The following is a 15,920-nucleotide window of genomic DNA, read 5'->3' as shown; positions in this document are numbered from 1 at the left end:
CCGCAACCGGGTCGCGGCGCCCGAAGATTTATTCGGCTTCCGGCAGGTAGGCGTCGGTGTAGACCATTTCCGGGGTAGACCAGCCGGTCGGGATTTCGGCATAGGTCTCGAGCAGCGAGATGGTCTCGACCAGGTCTTCCGGATCGACATAGCCAAGCGGCATGCGTTCGGTACGGGCGGTATGGCGATACTGTTCCATCACCTCGATTTCGAGGCCGATGGCTTCACGGTCCGCATCGGGGCGGTTTTCCATGAAGAGGTCCAGCGCTTCATCCGGATCGGCGATGACGTCGGCATGGGCGCGGGTGATGGCGCGGAGGTAACCGCGCACGGCTTCCTCGTTTTCCGACAACCAATCCTTGCGCACGATGACGCTCGAGCCCAGGACGTTGACGCCGTAATCGGCAAACAGCATCGGTGGCTCTATGGCGTTGAACACGGCGATCTTGTCGCCATCGGGGTTCGCCCAGACGTTGACGAAGTCGGCATCGCCGCGCAGCAGCGCCTGGTTGTAATTGTCGGTGACGATCAGTTCGATGGTGTCGAGATCGATGTCGTTGACGGCGGCAAAGGCGCCGATCATACCGTCGGAGAAGTTGCCGGCTTCGGTAGCGAAGCGCTTGCCTTCGATGTCCTTGGGTTCATCGATGCCCGAGCCTTCGAGCGACACGATGGAAGAGGGGTCTTTCTGCACGAGGCCGAAGACGGCAGTGATGTTGTCGAACCGGGCCTGTGCCGCAGCCTGGACCAGGGCACCCAGACCCGCATTGCCCAATTGCACCGAGCCATTGCCGACGGCCTGGATGGTGTCGGTCGAGCCCGTGCCGTCGATGATCGTGACGTCGAGGCCCTCTTCTTCGAAATAGCCCTTGCTCTTGGCAACAAAGAACGGCGCATCGATGCCGCCGGCAATGAAGGCGAGGCGGACGGTGAGCGGCTGCAGGTCCTGCGCATAGGTTGCGGACCCCATCAGCGCCGTCATCAAAGCAACACTCGCCAGCGAGAGTGCGTCCCTTGTCAGATGTTTCATTTGTTTCCCCATATCTGCCAATCCGTTTCGGCATTCAAACGGTATGCCAAGGGAATATCGGCTGTCAACGGCCGTCTGTCTCATCTCTGGGCAAAAATCTGTTCTGCTGATTATTTGTGCAGATCGCTCCGGCCTTGTCGACCGTTTTGCACGCAGGGCGTGCGTGCTTGCGTCAAAAAGCGCTATCGGCCGTTGAGGCGATACCAGGGCTCGCCGTCTGGCAGCGGCCAGTCTCGGTAAAAGTCTTTGAGGTGTGGCAGCAAGCTGCGCGAGAGTTGGCCGAGTGCCTCTTCTCCAGCCGTCAAAGGACGATCCAGGTCTTTATGCAGTGCCGAAAGCGCTGCATCGCGGTCGATGAAGCTGAACCGTCCGTCGCGATAGACCACGCGTCCGTCGATCATCGTTGCCTGCACATGCTCCGTCTTGCCCCTGTGGATCAGGGCGGCGACCGGATCGGTATCGTCCGAAAGGTAAACTCCAGCCATTGCCCGATAATCGAGCACCACGAGGTCTGCACGTTTGCCGACCGCCAGTCGGCCGATATCGTCGCCGAAGCCTGAAGCCTGTGCCCCGGCTTCCGTGGCCATACGGAAAATCTGTGCCGGTGAAAGCACCGGGGTATAGAGCCCCGGTTCGGCATGCAGGTGCTTGACCAGCCGCATCTCCTGCAGCATGTCGCGGTCATCGTTGAGGCCAGCTTCGTCGATGCCGAGCGCTACCGGAATGCCGCGCTCGACCAAGGCGTTGACCGGCGCGATGCCGCTGCGCAGCCTGAGGTTGGAACTGGCATTGTGGCAGATGCAGACCCCGTGATCGGCGATCAAGTCGAGGTCGTGCTCGTCCATCCAGGTGCCGTGTCCCAGCGTGAGGTGCGGCCCAAGAAAGCCGATGTCGGCGAGGTGGGCCACCGACGACTTGCCGAAACGGCGGCGTGAAAATTCCTTCTGGTAGACGGTTTCGGACAGATGGAGATGGATGCCCATCCCGTATTTTTCGGCCCAGTCGCGGGTCAGCGTCAGCAACCGATCGGAAGCGCGTTCGAGATTGATCGGCGCCAGCCACAGCCGCACCAGCGGGTCGTTGCGCACGCCATAATGCTCGATCATGGGTTCTAGATACTGGCTCTCGAAGTCTTCGAGGCGGAAATGCGAGCGCTTGAGGAAAGCGGTGGTCTTTTCCTGCAGCTCGGCCGGCAGGCTGGCGACGAACACGGTGTCGTCCTCGTAGACCAGCCGGTGCTGGTCGCGATTGCACATGGCAAAGCTGACGCGCATGCCGATATCGCGATAGGCCTCGATGACTGCGGTCGCCGCATCGCGCCAGCCGGAAACCGGCGCCGGCATCATCCGTCCCAGATGCTGGACCGCGGTGACGCCCGAAGCGATCAGTTCGAAAGCCGAATAAAGCGTATCGAGGTAAGCGTCGGGCTTGCGATGCCGCAATTGGTGGGTGAGCCACAGTTCTAGCGGCAGGTCGGGGCTGCCCAATTGTATGGGCGTCACCCCGACATGGTGGTGGGTATTGACGAAGCCGGGGCTGACCAGCGCGTCCGGTCCGCCCAGAACCTCGACATCGGGATGCCGCGCGCGCAATGCGTCCCACGCCCCGATCTCGGCGATCCGCCCGTCCTGCTGGAGAATGGCGCCATCCCGGACGATCTCGACTGTGCCATCGTCCTTGGTGCCCAGCAGCAGGTATCGGCCTCGGATGAGGCTGGTGCCAGCCGCGCTGCCGCTTGCGCCTTCGCCGATCCGGATCATTTGAGCACCCCGGCCTGGGTCATGTTGGCCAGGGCCTGCTCCTGAAGCGGGGTCAGTTCGGGATAGGTCTCGAACGCCTTTTCCGCCAGCCCGTTGGCCGGGTAGAAATCGGCCTTGGCGTAGTAATCGCGATACATGGCGAACCGCGACCGCATCAGCATATTGCCCATGCCCTTGTCACGCCGGGCCTGACGCAGCGCCTCGACGTCGATCATGGCGGACACCGAGATGGTTTCGGCCGCCCCCACTTCGGTTGCGGCATCCATGCCCAAGTAGTCGATGATCCGCGAATGGCCGCCCTGTTCGCTGCCATCGGCTGAAAAGCCGATGCCACCCGCCACATTTGCGCTGATCAGGTAACACATGTTCTCGGCGGCGCGGCAGGTCTTGGCCGCTTCGCTCGGGGGCGACACCGGGCCGTTGTGCGGATGCAGCAGGACTTCGGCGCCGCGCAGCATGAAGACGCGGCTGAGTTCGGGGATATTGATCTCGCCGCAGGGGAAAATGGCAAGCCGCCCCAGTTCGGTATCCGCGACCGGAAAGATGCCCTCTTCGCCATAGGCGTCGCGATATTGGTCAAGGATGTCGTGCGGGCTGGTCCAGGATGCGGTGTTGATGCGACGGTAGCGCAGGATCACCTCGCCTCTGGGGTCGAGCAGGAAGGACGAGTTGAAATACCGATCCGGCCAGCGCGGATCGACCTCGAAATGGTTGCCGGCGATATAGATGTCGAGCCGCTTCGCGACCTCGGCGAGGCGATCGGTGATCGGCCCCGGAATGGCGGCACACGCCTTTTCGATCCAGGTGCTGACGGGAGTGGCGCGTGGCGGGCCTTGGAACACGAATTCGGGCAAGACCACAAGACGCGGTGGGTTCTCCCCCGCGCAGGCCTCTTCGATCAGGCTGATCGCGTTGGCGAGATTGGCTTCGATCACGGCCCATGCCGACGCCTTGTTGGGGGCATCGCTGGCCACTTGGCTGGTCATCTGAATGCAGGTGGCGCGCCAGGGTGCGTTAGGCATAATCGATCTCCGTTGTGTTCCAATGGAATACCAATGGCACATCGGTTTGCGAGTGTGAAGCAAATCCTTCCGAAGCTCCGTTGCCTTTGGTATGGGGCTGGTGTACCGAAAAGCATGACTTACTTTGAGATGAATTCGCCGGTTGGTTCGGCGCCTGCGCGCGACGAGGTGGTGAGCTTGGCTGACCAGGCCTATAACCGGCTGCTGGAAATGATCCTGGGTGGCAAGATCGCGCCCGGCACGCCCTTGCAGGAACGCAATCTTGCTGACTGGCTCGCCATGTCGCGTACGCCCCTGCGCGAAGCCCTCAGCCGCCTCGAGGCCGAGCAATTCATCATTCGCGCCCATGGTCGGGCTCCCGTCGTGCGCGCCGTCGGCATCGAAAATTTCGTTGCAATTCTCGACATGCGCCGCATTCTGGAGGTAGAAGCGGCGTGGCGCGCTGCGGGCAACCTGCCGGCCTCTGTTGCTACGCAGCTGTTTGATGCCATCGACAAGCTGGTGGCTATCGAAACGCCGACGCCTGCCCAGCACTGGGCCGTGGACAATCTGGTGCACGAAACCATTGCCGACACTGCCGGCAATCCCCTCGTTGCCGCGTCTGTCCGCGATCTGCGCCGACGCACACGGCTGTTTAACACCGCGCGCCTGCCGCAGCGGCTGGTGACTGGCGCCTCCGAGCATCGTATTCTGATCGAGGCCATCATGGCCGGTAATGCGGACAAGGCTCGGCTGCTGATGGGGCGACACCTCGACAACGTCAAATACGCGATCATCACCTACCTGCTTAGGACTAACTGCGACTGAATTTCGCGGTTGTGGTGGAGCCGAGCATCGCTTGCCACAAAAGTCGACTGTGCGATATCTTGCGCTCGCTACGACCGTATTGCCGAAAGGACCGAGAAGCTATTGCACTGTAACGGCGGCTGCCGAGCCGAGGCCGTGTGAAAACTGGTTCCAGCACCGTCCGAAGGTTGTCCGCGTCTTTTGGGTCCTGTCTTTACAGCCCCGTTATCTCAGCGCTGATGAATTGACCAACATGCTCGGTCCGATATCACAGGCCGAGTATGACGCTATCTGTTCGCTCGCAAATCCGATGACCTTGGTATTCTCGTCATCAGCCACGACGGTGCACTCCTCTCGAGAGTTTCCGACCGCCGTATCACGTTGGCTGACGCTGGCTGTAGATCCGTTACTCGATCGTACGTGCCCAAAGAGGACAGCCTGAAAGCCATCCTATTTAGCCTTTGACGGCGGCCGAAGCGGACTGGCAGCTTTCAGAAAATCAAGAACGCAGTCTGAACGACGGGAATGGGGCGCGTATCGGCTGGGCAGGGAAGGGCGGTTGCGACGCCCAATCCGGTCGCCCAAGACATCCTTGCCGCTGCCCAAAGGCTGTCGGTTCGGTAGGCGGGTAGGAAGTTGCAGAGGCTGTGTGTGAACCGGTCGAAATAGCCCCGGAGACTGGCTCCGGGGCACCCTCCCGCGAAGGGAGAGGATAGGTAGGCCCATCAGGCTGAGGTAAGTCAACGCTTGGGTTGCCCTCCCGCATCAGGGGAGGATGGGATTCATTTAAAGAACTCAGCATGCGTAAGCGTTTCCTAGATGCTTATCATTTGCGATAACTGTTAACTACCGTCGACCCACCAATTTGTAGCCTGATGCTTGGGGGGGCGCTGCTCGTAGGTGCCACGTCAGCTGTCGACCCCTAAATCGCCGTTCTGGCGTGCTTTCTCGTTGACCCAAAGCGGTCATTTCCGCGAGCGTTGTTGACGGAATTAGGAGGAGACCTATGCTGCATGACGATGAAGTGCGCGTTGACACCGCCACCGTACGCCGCTTGATCCAGGAACACTTTCCAACCTTGGTCTGCGAAGAGATCACACCATTTCAGGCGGGGACTGACGACGCGGTCTTCCGGATCGGAAGACTTGCACCGGCGCGATTCCCACTACGGGGCGCCGACGCGAAAGTCTGCGCGGATGCACTGCGACGCGAGGCACAGGCCTTGCAGGAGTTGTCCGGCTACTATCCCGTCTCGACGTCTCGCCCCATCGGTCTTGAGCAACTTGGGCGCGGTTATCCTAGGCCACGGTCGATGCAGAGCTGGGTTGAGGGCATACCGGCAACGCCGCAAGGACTAAGCAGGTCAGGGACATTTGCTCTCGACATCGCCAATTTGATCTCCGCGTTGTGACGAGCGCATACTAGGGGACGCCCATTCACCGGAGGAAGTAGAGGCGGCACTTGCGCGATCACGATGCGTGGATGGCCACCGGTTTTAATAAGAGCTAGACTCTTCTCGACGAGCCAAAGCTGAAACGCCTCTGGCAACAGTTCAGGAAGCTACCAACACCGACCACGCAGGCCATGTGTCACAAGGACCACATCTCCGCGAACCTGCTGACTCAGGATCAGCGACTGGCGGGCGTCCTAGACAATGGGAGTTTAGGCCCAGCCGATCCCGCCCCCGACCTCGTCGCAGCATGGTATCTGTTTGAGACAAACGAACGTGGCGGCTACGAGCTCAACTTGCGTGCCATAACGCGGAGTGGCGGCGCGGTGCGGCGTGGGCCTTTCAGCAGGCCATGGGCCTGGTCTGGTACTACCCGAACACCCAGTCCGGGATGACCGAGCTTGGTCACAGCACACTGTATCGCATTATCGCAGCGTATGAACTCGGCTTGGAATAGGGCCGGAGATAAATCATCGTGTCAACTATTCCAACGATCAGTCCAAACTTACCATTTCCTTCCCACCCCGTTGCTGCCTAGGCAATTTCGACTCCGTTAATGTCGCGACCTTCGGAGAGACGCCAATCGTGGTTTCCTCGTGAGGGAAACGCCTTAGTGGTAAGAAAAGCCCCGGACGGGTCCAGGGCTTTGAAACGTTTGCACGGCTAGGAAGGGAACTGGCTCGCCGATCGCAGGTTGTTGTCTTTTCGGAGTATGCCGCGGATGGTCTGGAAAATGGCTACACCCCAGATCAGCAGCGTCACCACGCCAAAGACTGCTGCAACAGGCCGGCCGAAGAAGCCGAGCAGGTTGCCATCCGAGATCATCATCGAGGTGGTGAAGTTGGTCTCCACCAGCGGGCCAAGAACGATGCCGAGGATGATCGGAGCGATTGCGATCATCCGCGCCTCGAGTACATAGGCAACCATACCTGCGCCCAGCATTAGCCAGACGCCAAACATGGAGTTGTTGATCGAGTAGGAGCCCACAATGCAGAAGAGCAGGATTGCGGCGTTGAGCAGTGCGCGCGGAACCTCGAAGATCCAGCGGGCTGATTTTGCGGCCACCCAGCCGAGCGGAAGCATGAGGATATTGGCAATCGCGAAGACGATCATCACTGCATAAAAATTCTCCGGATGGAGGGTCATCAGTGTCGGGCCTGGATCAAGGCCCTTCATAACGAGAACACCCACGGCGATGGCCGTGACGGCGTCTCCGGGAATGCCGAACACCATCGCCGGAATCCAGGAGGAGCTGAGGGCGGCATTGTTGGTGGCGCCCGCTTCGACGAGACCTTCAGGATGGCCCTTACCGAACTTTTCCGGTTCCTTGGAGGTGCGCTTGGCCAGCGAGTAAGTGATCCAGGCCGCGAGGTCCCCGCCCACGCCGGGCAGGGCACCCAGCAGCGAGCCGATGATTGAGCCGCGCACCTGGTTCTTTCGATATTTCCACAAAGCGCCGAGCGTGCCCTCGAAGGGGTTCTTGAGGTTCATCTGCGGAACTTCGGCCATGGCGCGGCGGCCTGAGCGCATGATTTCTGAGACGGCGAACATGCCGATCATAACCGGGATGAAGCTGATGCCGCCCATCAGTTCGAGATTGCCGAAGGTGAAGCGTGGTGTGGCGGTGAGCGGGTCCATGCCGATCTGGGCGATAAACAGGCCGAGCAGCAGCGCCAGCGCGCCTTTGATCATGCCACCCGAGGAGATGAGCGCGGCGCAGGAAAGGCCCAGCGCGGCGAGCCAGAAATATTCAAAGCTCGAAAAACCCAGCGCCGCCTTGGCCAGCATCGGCGCGGTGAACAGGAGGAAAAGGAAGCCGAAGAGGCCGCCGAGTACCGAGCCGACGACGCCGATGCCGATGGCGAGGCCTGCTTTGCCCTTTTGGGCGAGGCGATAGGAGTCCTCCACATAGGCGGCCGACGCTGGCGTTCCGGGAATGCGCAGCAGCGTGCCGGGCAGGTCGCCGGCGGTGATGGCCATGGCGGTGCAGGAGATGATAGCGGCAATTGCGGGAATGGGCGCCATGTAGAAGGTGATCGGCACGAGAAGCGCCGTCGCCATGGTGGCGGTGAGGCCGGGAATGGCACCGACGAAGAGGCCAAACACCGCAGCCATGAAAATGGTTAGCAAGGTTTCGAAATTGAAGACGAGGCCAGCGGCCAGAGCAAAAGCTTCCATCGATAGTTACCCCAGAAGCCCGCGCGGCAGCGGAACCCGCAACACCAGCGTGAACAGAAAATAAACCGACGCAGTGGCGATCGGGCTGAATATCAGCGCGGGTACGAGGCCGCCACGGCTAAGCATAACGATGGCGAACGAGAAGATAGTGCCCGCGATCAGAAAGCCGAGCATGGGCATAGCGAAGATAGCGGCTGCGATCGCCATGACGATCCACACGGCAAACCAGGTTGCCAACGGTGGCGCCTCTTCCTCGGGATCGTCCGGCACCAACCAGCCCTGCACGGCCAGAGCAATGCCCAGGAGAGCCATGCCGCCACCGACAATGGAAGGGAAAAAGCCGGGGCCGACATTCATTCCGGGCAGCGACTGCATGGTGAGCGCCTGCTGCAGAATGGCTGCGCCGCCGAGGGCGAACAGCACGCCTAGGACGCTATCTATAGGGATGGACCGCCTCATGCGCTTCTCCTCGTGAAGGGAATAGCCGGAGACGGAGCTCCGGCTATCTGTGCGGTGGATCGAAGCCTTGGGGCTTACTTGGCGAGGCCGACAGCCGTCAGCGCCTGGCCAATAGACGCGTCGGCATCCTGCATGAAGGCGGTAAAGTCGGCAGCGTCGCGATAATCGACGCCAAAGTTCCGCTGCGCCATGAACTCGGTGAATTCGGCGCTGGTCAGCACCTTGTCGAGAGCTTCGACGAGGCGAGCCTTCACGTCTTCGGGCAGGCCCTTGGGAGCGGCAATGCCGCGCCAGGCATAGGCGGCCCACTTGTTGCCCAGGGCTTCCTCGGCAGTCGGGACGTCGGGTGCATTGGCGACGCGCTCATTGGCGGCGACGATCAGCGGCTTCACTTCGCCCGCATCGACCATCGGGCGGGCGTCGGGCATGGTGGTGGTAACGACAGTGATGGCACCGGAAGCGAGGAGTTGGAGGCTGGCCGAGGCGCCTTCCGAAGGAACCCACGGCGCAGCTGCCGGGTCGATGCCATTGGTGGTCAACACCCCGGCCCAGCCGAGGTGGGCCATGCCACCCAGGTTTGCGCCGGAGGCCTTTACCTGGCCGGGATTGGCGCGGATCTGGTCGAGCAGGGCGTCGATGTCGGGGCCATCGGTGCGGACATAGACCGCTTCCGGATCGGCATTGAACAGCGCCAGGGCGTCATAGTTCTCGTAGTTGAGCGGCGACACGCCGGTCCAGTGATACATGGACAGCTCGGTGGTGATGATGCCCAGCGTATATCCATCGGGCGGCGAGTAGGAAATTTCGGTGTGACCAACAATGCCGCCACCGCCGGTGCGGTTGATGACATTGATCGGCTGGCCCAGTTCCTTTTCGAGCAGCGTGGCCACGATGCGGCCGGTGGCATCCGTACCGCCGCCTGCGGCCCATGGCACGATCAGGTTGATGGCGTGATCAGGATACTGCGCCGCCGCGGGGGCGATCGCCAAGACGGACAGCGCCAGAGCGCCGGCGAGTTTCTTCGAAAGAGTCATTTCAATCCTCCCTATGAGTCGAGTGTTCCGACATACGAGCATTGCTTGCCGTATTGCAAACTTCTGTACCACATTCCGGAACTAGCCTGTCAACTCCCGCGGCGCAGATTCTGCAATATTGCGCAAAACTGCCCAAATATGTTGACACGATAACGCGATCATCCCTATCAAATGCAGGAATGATATTCCGGATTGTGGAATTTCATGAATGTTGTGCCCGGTGGCGGGCCCGCATCGCGCTAATTTTTCGGACGCGGACCGCCATGGTGGCGCCCGTCCCGGCCTTGGAGGAATTCGATGAGCAACCCAATCGCGCTCAAGCTGCGCAACACCCTGACGGGCATTCTGCCGCCACTCTCCATGCCGTTCGACGAGAATGGCAATCTGGTTGGCGGCGCACTCAAGGCCCAGGTCGATTTCATGATCGATTCCGGCGTGCGTGGTCTGGTGGTCGGTGGTTCGACCGGCGAGGGCCACACGCTCTCCTCGACCGAATTCACCAATGCCATGGTCGAAGCGCATGACGCCAATGCCGGTCGCGTGCCCTTCGTCGTCGGCCTCATCGTGCAGTCGACTCGCGAAGCCATCGATCGCGTCAAGGCGCTGGGCGACATCAAGATCGACGCGTTGCAGGTGACCCCGGTCCACTACCTGTTCAAGCCGGGTCGCGAAGCCACCATCGAGCACTTCCGCGCCATCTGGGAAGAAACCCAGGTGCCGATCCTGATCTACAATGTCATTCCCTGGAACTACCTCTCCATCGACGACATGCTCGCCATCATGGAAGCCGTGCCGGGCGTTGTCGGCATGAAGCAGTCCTCGGGCGACGTGAAGTCGGTGTCCGACCTGATGCTGCGCGCCAAGCCGGAAAACCTGGTGCTCACCGGCATCGACGCGCTGCTCTATCCCAGCTTTGCCCTCGGCGCCCATGGTGCCATCAGCGCGCTGACCTGCGCCGTGCCGGGCGTGACCGTAAAGCTGTTCGACGCCGTGCAGGCGGGCGACCACAAGACCGCCAAGGATATCCACTTCCGCCTCAATGCGCTGTGGAATGCCCTGCGCCACGACAACCTGCCGGCCTGCGTAAAGTACATTCAGCACCGCCAGGGCCTGCCGCTGTTCCACCCGCGTGCGCCGATGGAACGCGTCACCGACGCCCAGAAGGCCGCTATCGACGCCGTGCTCGGCCCGGTGCTCGAGCTGACCAATGTGCGCGCCCGCTCGGCTGCCTGATTGACCTGAGGCGGGCCGCGAAAGCTGCGGCCCGCCTCCCACCACGACGCCTGGGAGGACGACATGAAAAAGCTGATCAACGACCCCGCCAACTATGTCGACGAGATGCTCGACGGTCTCTGCCTCGCCCATCCGGGCCTCAAGCGCGTCGGCGATGATCGCCGCGCCATCGCCCGCAGCACCGGCATGCGCCAGGGCAAGGTCGGCGTCGTTTCCGGCGGCGGCTCGGGCCATCTGCCTCTCTTTACCGGTTATGTCGGCCAGGGCCTGCTCGACGCCTGCGCCATCGGCAATGTCTTCGAGGGCCCGACCATCAATTCCTGCCAGGACGCGATCGCGGCCGCCAATGGTGGCGCGGGCGTCCTTTGCCTCTTCGGCAACTATGGCGGGGACAAGATGAACTTCGAGATGGCGAGCGAATTCGCCGCCATGGACGGGGTCGAAATCCGCACCGTGCTCGGCACCGACGACATCGCCAGCGCCAAGCCCGAAGAATCCCACAAGCGCCGTGGCGTCGCCGGGCTGATTTTCGCCTACAAGGCCGCCGGCGCGCTGGCCGAGCAGGGTGCCAGCCTCGACGACGTCGCCGCCATCGCACAGAAGACCGGCGATCGCACCCGCACCATTGGCGTCGCGCTCTCGTCCTGCCAGATCCCCGGCGCGGCCGGTCCCAATTTCACCATTGCCGATGACGAGATCGAGTTTGGCATGGGCATCCATGGCGAGCCCGGCATCTGGCGCCACAAGATCCGCCCGGCCGACGAACTCGTCGACGAAATGATATCCTTGATCCTTGCCGAAAAGCCCGAGGGCGCGAGCCGCGTTGCGGTGCTCGTCAATTCGCTGGGCTCCACGCCCTTCGAGGAACTGTTCATTCTCTATCGCCGCGCCGCCCAGCAGCTGGATGCCGCCGGCCTGACGATCGTCAATCCGCTGATCGGGCCCTATGTGACCTCGATGGAAATGGGCGGCGCCTCGATCAGCCTCTGCTTCCTCGATGACGAGATCGAACCGCTCTTGGCAGCTCCCGCCGACTGCCCCTTTTGGAAGGTGGGCTGAACCATGGCCATCACGCTCGACACTCTGGCTGACGCCATTGCCCGCGCCAATGCGTCCATGGCCAGCCTGGCCGACGTGCTCAATGCCGCCGACGCCAAGCTGGGCGATGGCGATACCGGCACCATGCTGGTGCGCCTGATCGGCACCTTTGCTGCGGTGGATGTGCGCGGGGCCGACAATCTCGGTGCCGGCTTCATGGCGCTCGCCAAGGCTGGCGCCGCCTCGACCGGATCGAGCCTCGGCACCCTGATCATCACGGCGATGATGACGGCGGGCAAGGCGAATGCCGGCAAGAGTGACATGGATTGGGCCGACCTCTCTGGCCTTCTCACCACCATTCGCGACGCCGCCATGGCCCGCGGCAAGGCCGAGCTGGGTGCAAAGACTATTATCGATGGCCTCGACGCACTGGCCAGCGGCATCGCCGGCAAGACGGACGCTAGTGAAGTCGCTGCTGCGGCAGCGGAAGCCATGAACGCTGTGCTGGCTGAATTCCGCAACCGTCCGTCTGCCATGGGCCGCGCCCGCATGTTCGCCGAAAAGAGCGTCGGCCTCGACGATCCCGGCATGCTGGCCCTGGCGGAAATTGTTCGTAGTCTTGCCAAAGGTGCTCAGCATAGCGCCGCCCCCGTTGCTTGAGAGCGGGCAACAAGTGCAATAAGAGAACCAGGTTTGACGGTCGTTCGTGACTGTTCAGCCAAAGTGTTGAGACCAAGCCGATGACCGATAGCGATCAAGCCCTGGCCCCAGCCAAACCGGCCCGCAGCGACGAGAGCCTCAAATCGCTGACCAAGGTGTCGCGCGTGCTCGACTGTTTCGACACCGCGCATCGCTCGCTGACCCTGGCCGAAATCTGCGCCAAGACCGGCTATCCGCGCTCCACCACGCACCGTCTCCTCACCGCCATGCGCGAGGTCGGTTTCATCGAGCAGGAGCGGGAGCGCGACGCCTATCGCCTGGGGCTGCGGCTGTTCGAGCTGGGCAATACGGTGCTCGCCAATCTCGAGCTCAATCGCGAGGGCCGCGTCATCGTCGATGCGCTGCATCGCCTCACGAGCCGCGCCGTGCACCTGGCCGTGTTCGACGGCCATCGCGCCGTCGTCATCCAGCGCACCGAAGCCGAGCCCATGCTCAGTAATACCATGGTCGAAAACTCGCCGGTCCACTGCACCAGCGTCGGCAAGGCGATCCTGGCGCACCAGCCGGAAGAGATCATCGTCCGCGTCATCGAGGCCGGGCTTGAGCGCTTTACGGAAACCACTTTTACCGAGCCCGACGCCTTCCGCGCCGAACTCGACCTCACCCGCCAGCGCGGCTACGCCATCGATAATGGCGAACACCAGCCGGGCCTCAGGTGCATCGGCGCGCCGATCCGCAACCAGTCGGGCGCGGTCTTTGCCGGCATCAGCATCAGCTCCCCCGCCTGGCAATTGCCCATGGCCGAGGTCGACGAACTCAACAAGGTCGTCATCTACCACGCCAATCTGATTTCCCAGCGTCTGGGATACGTGCGCTAACCGCGTCATCGCCTCCCCTCCCTGGTTGGCGTGTTTTGGGCTTTTTGCGCCGGTGGCATTTGGTGCCACCGGCGCTTTTTCGTTCAGTGCGTGGGATCAGACCGGGCCGCCGGTCTTGCCGACCGGCCAGATCTTCTGCAGGTCTTCACCGGCCAGAATGCGCTGGCGGCAGGCGACTTCGTTCTTGCCCAGCTCATCGGCCGCATCGGCAATCACGCCAACCAGCTCGGACGGGATGACGACGACGCCAGTCACGTCGGCAAAGATCACGTCGCCGGGGCGGATGCGCACGCCGTCGATATTGAGCTCGGTCTGGAAATAGGTCGCTTCCATGCGGCCCGAGACGCCCACCGGGCTCATCCCCTTGGCAAAGAGCGGATAGTCGAGCTTGCGCACTTCGGCGAGGTCGCGGACGGTGCCGTTGACGACGGTCGCGGCTGCGCCCTTGGTCTTGGCGCCGCTCGACATCAATTCGCCCGTGCCCGAGCCTTCGGCGCAGGAGCTGTCGACCATCAGGATGCCGCCCTTGGTCACGGCATCGATGGCGCCGTGATAGACGTCCTGCGGCTGGCCGACGCGCGCGCTCTTTTCATAGAGCACGGTCGATACCGGCCCGCAGACCACCTGGCCGGGGGCCAGCACGCCAAACTGGGAAATGCCCTTGAGATAGCCATAGGGCCCGCGGCCATCGAGCACGTCGTGGATATCGCCCGAGTACCAGTTGGAAAGCCGCTTGATCGCTGCCCAGTCGGTATTGTTGTAATCGTAAGCCGCCATTGTCTCAGTGTCCCTTGTTTGCGGCGTCAATCGCCTGGTGGAGATAGGCCGTGGAATTGTCGATATGCTCGCGCATCAGCGCGCGGCTTTGCTCGACATCGCCACTGCGAATGGATTTGAAGATGGCCTGGTGCTCGGCCACGCCTTCCGCCTGCGTCTTGCTCGGCACGCGGCTGGTCAGGCGGATCACGTCGGTAATCAGCCCATAAAGATTGGCATAGACGCTGGAGAGGATTTCATTGCCCAGGGACTGCACCAGCGCCCGATGAAACTTGGCGTCGGCCTCGGCATAGTGGCCAAAATCCTTGGCTGCGGCGAGATCGGACAGGGCCGCCTCGACATCAGCAGAGATTTCGCCTTCGCCCGCGGCGAGCCGCCCGACCACCTCCAGCTCGAACATGCGGCGCACGTCCATCAGCTGCACGAGATAGGCCGGGTCCTCGGCGAACAGCGTCTTTACCGTGGTCGCGAGCGAACCCAGAAACTGGTCCACATCATCGCGGACCACTTCGGCGCGCTCACCGTGGCGGCGACGGACCAGGCCCTTGGTTTCAAGGATCTGCAGCCCCTCGCGCACCGAGCGCGTCGAAATGGAAAAGCGGCGCGCCAGTTCGGCTTCGGAAGGCAGGCGTGCGCCCACCTTCAACTCACCCGAGAGGATTTCCGCCTCGATGGTGGCAACCACCGAAGCGTGGAGCTTTTCCCGATCTGGCGCGCCTTGGATCACCATGCGGTGAAACCGCCGTCGACCACGACATTGGAGCCGGTCATATAGGTGGAGGCGTCGGACGCCAGGAACTGGATGACGCCGTTATATTCGCCCTTCTCGGCCTGGCGGCGCATCGGCACGCGCTCGAGGAAGTTGTCGACGAATTCCTTGTCGAAGCTGCCAGTCTTGACGCCGCCGAAGGAGATCAGGTTGCAGCGGACATTCTTCTCCGCCCAATAGGTCGCCACATAGCGCGTCAGGTTGACGAGGCCGGATTTCGATGCCGCATAGGAGACGGCCTTGATGAAGGGCACGCCATCGCGCTTTTCGCGATAGGCATAGAGCGCCTGGTTGGGCGAGACGAGGCCATAGATCGAGCCGACATTGATGATGCTGCCGCGACGCTTCTCGGCCATCTTGGCGCCGATCACCTGGCTGCACAGCATCACGCCGGTCAGGTTGGTGTCGATGATCTCGTCCCAGAATTTCTGCGGATAGACTTCGAACGGCGCATTCTGCTCGGCGCCACCATCGGGCTTGGAATCGATGCCGGCATTGTTGACCAGCACATCCGGCACGCCCCAATCGGCGATCACCTTGTCGGTCGCAGCCTCGAGCGCTGCCTTGTCGGTGACACTGGCTTCATAGATGCGAACGTTTTCGCCAAGGCCGGGAAACAGCTCGTCGAACTGCGCCTGGGTGATCGACCGGCGGCTATACACCGCCACCTTGGCACCGGCATTGGCCAGCGAAGTGGTAAATTCGCGACCAAGCTGCCCCAGACCACCGGTCAGGACCACCACTTTGCCAGCGACGCTGAAAAGGTCAGACATCTATCGCTCCAACTTATGTCATAAGTCATAAGTCATAAGTTGAGTTCGAGGTTTTGACAAGGGAGGGGTAAGG

Annotated in this window: 16 protein-coding genes; 7 read left to right on the top strand and 9 right to left on the bottom strand. The window is 61.9% G+C overall.

The window, feature by feature from the left end:
• Positions 1-28: 28 nt before the first annotated feature.
• From BM364_RS17680 to BM364_RS17670, 3 genes are all read right to left on the bottom strand, one after another.
• Complete coding sequence (locus BM364_RS17680; protein WP_175528661.1) at positions 29-1,030, bottom strand: ABC transporter substrate-binding protein; 1,002 nt, start codon at positions 1,028-1,030, stop codon at positions 29-31.
• Between the two features lie 182 nt (positions 1,031-1,212).
• Positions 1,213-2,790, bottom strand: coding sequence for an amidohydrolase family protein (locus tag BM364_RS17675; protein WP_092426987.1), 1,578 nt, complete (start codon positions 2,788-2,790; stop codon positions 1,213-1,215).
• Positions 2,787-3,812, bottom strand: a complete 1,026-nt coding sequence (locus tag BM364_RS17670) for a nitrilase-related carbon-nitrogen hydrolase (protein ID WP_092426984.1) — start codon at positions 3,810-3,812, stop codon at positions 2,787-2,789. The genes BM364_RS17675 and BM364_RS17670 overlap by 4 nt, the downstream gene beginning before the upstream one ends.
• Before the next feature lie 114 nt (positions 3,813-3,926).
• On the opposite strand from BM364_RS17670, the gene BM364_RS17665 reads away from it, so the two are divergent.
• The 3 genes from BM364_RS17665 to BM364_RS18905 all read left to right on the top strand — a co-directional run bounded on the left by BM364_RS17665 (position 3,927) and on the right by BM364_RS18905 (position 6,443).
• Positions 3,927-4,619, top strand: coding sequence for a GntR family transcriptional regulator (locus BM364_RS17665; RefSeq protein ID WP_175528660.1), 693 nt, complete (start codon positions 3,927-3,929; stop codon positions 4,617-4,619).
• 985 nt (positions 4,620-5,604) lie between these two features.
• The gene (locus tag BM364_RS17660) at positions 5,605-6,009 is read left to right on the top strand and encodes a phosphotransferase (RefSeq protein ID WP_092426978.1); all 405 of its coding nucleotides are present in this window, start codon (positions 5,605-5,607) and stop codon (positions 6,007-6,009) included.
• 173 nt (positions 6,010-6,182) lie between these two features.
• Complete coding sequence (locus BM364_RS18905) at positions 6,183-6,443, top strand: phosphotransferase (protein ID WP_425284918.1); 261 nt, start codon at positions 6,183-6,185, stop codon at positions 6,441-6,443.
• Between the two features lie 268 nt (positions 6,444-6,711).
• Here BM364_RS18905 and BM364_RS17655 read toward each other — a convergent pair whose 3' ends face one another.
• The 3 genes from BM364_RS17655 to BM364_RS17645 form a co-directional block, all read right to left on the bottom strand.
• Positions 6,712-8,226 carry a tripartite tricarboxylate transporter permease gene (locus BM364_RS17655; RefSeq protein ID WP_092426976.1) on the bottom strand — a complete coding sequence of 505 codons (1,515 nt, stop codon included), beginning with the start codon at positions 8,224-8,226 and terminating at the stop codon, positions 6,712-6,714.
• A gap of 6 nt (positions 8,227-8,232) precedes the next feature.
• A complete protein-coding gene (locus BM364_RS17650) occupies positions 8,233-8,685 on the bottom strand; it encodes a tripartite tricarboxylate transporter TctB family protein (RefSeq protein ID WP_092426973.1) in 453 nt (150 codons plus the stop codon).
• A gap of 74 nt (positions 8,686-8,759) precedes the next feature.
• Entirely contained in the window at positions 8,760-9,719 is a 960-nt protein-coding gene (locus BM364_RS17645; RefSeq protein ID WP_210186461.1) for a Bug family tripartite tricarboxylate transporter substrate binding protein, read from the bottom strand.
• 297 nt (positions 9,720-10,016) lie between these two features.
• Here BM364_RS17645 and BM364_RS17640 point away from each other — a divergent pair, with 297 nt between their 5' ends.
• The 4 genes from BM364_RS17640 (at position 10,017) to BM364_RS17625 (ending at position 13,528) form a co-directional block, all read left to right on the top strand.
• Positions 10,017-10,952, top strand: coding sequence for a dihydrodipicolinate synthase family protein (locus tag BM364_RS17640; protein ID WP_244542937.1), 936 nt, complete (start codon positions 10,017-10,019; stop codon positions 10,950-10,952).
• A 63-nt stretch (positions 10,953-11,015) separates the two neighbouring features.
• Positions 11,016-12,011: a dihydroxyacetone kinase subunit DhaK gene (locus BM364_RS17635; protein ID WP_092426968.1), complete on the top strand. Its 996-nt coding sequence runs from the start codon at positions 11,016-11,018 to the stop codon at positions 12,009-12,011.
• Between the two features lie 3 nt (positions 12,012-12,014).
• On the top strand, positions 12,015-12,650 hold the full coding sequence (locus BM364_RS17630) for a DAK2 domain-containing protein (protein WP_092426965.1): 636 nt from the start codon (positions 12,015-12,017) through the stop codon (positions 12,648-12,650).
• Positions 12,651-12,730: 80 nt separating this feature from the next.
• Positions 12,731-13,528 carry an IclR family transcriptional regulator gene (locus tag BM364_RS17625; RefSeq protein ID WP_092426962.1) on the top strand — a complete coding sequence of 266 codons (798 nt, stop codon included), beginning with the start codon at positions 12,731-12,733 and terminating at the stop codon, positions 13,526-13,528.
• Positions 13,529-13,624: 96 nt separating this feature from the next.
• Here the strand turns inward: BM364_RS17625 and BM364_RS17620 are convergent, their stop codons facing one another.
• Genes BM364_RS17620 through BM364_RS17610 form a run of 3 tightly spaced genes read right to left on the bottom strand, consistent with a single transcriptional unit; the run spans position 13,625 to position 15,847 of the window.
• Positions 13,625-14,305 carry an RraA family protein gene (locus BM364_RS17620; RefSeq protein WP_092426959.1) on the bottom strand — a complete coding sequence of 227 codons (681 nt, stop codon included), beginning with the start codon at positions 14,303-14,305 and terminating at the stop codon, positions 13,625-13,627.
• 4 nt (positions 14,306-14,309) lie between these two features.
• Positions 14,310-15,035: a FadR/GntR family transcriptional regulator gene (locus BM364_RS17615; protein WP_092426956.1), complete on the bottom strand. Its 726-nt coding sequence runs from the start codon at positions 15,033-15,035 to the stop codon at positions 14,310-14,312.
• The gene (locus tag BM364_RS17610; protein ID WP_092426953.1) at positions 15,029-15,847 is read right to left on the bottom strand and encodes an SDR family oxidoreductase; all 819 of its coding nucleotides are present in this window, start codon (positions 15,845-15,847) and stop codon (positions 15,029-15,031) included. The genes BM364_RS17615 and BM364_RS17610 overlap by 7 nt, the downstream gene beginning before the upstream one ends.
• Between the last annotated feature and the right edge of the window lie 73 nt (positions 15,848-15,920).

Source organism: Devosia crocina (genome assembly GCF_900116545.1).
In the GTDB taxonomy this organism is placed as follows: domain Bacteria; phylum Pseudomonadota; class Alphaproteobacteria; order Rhizobiales; family Devosiaceae; genus Devosia; species Devosia crocina.
This window is presented reverse-complemented; position numbering and strand designations above follow the sequence as displayed.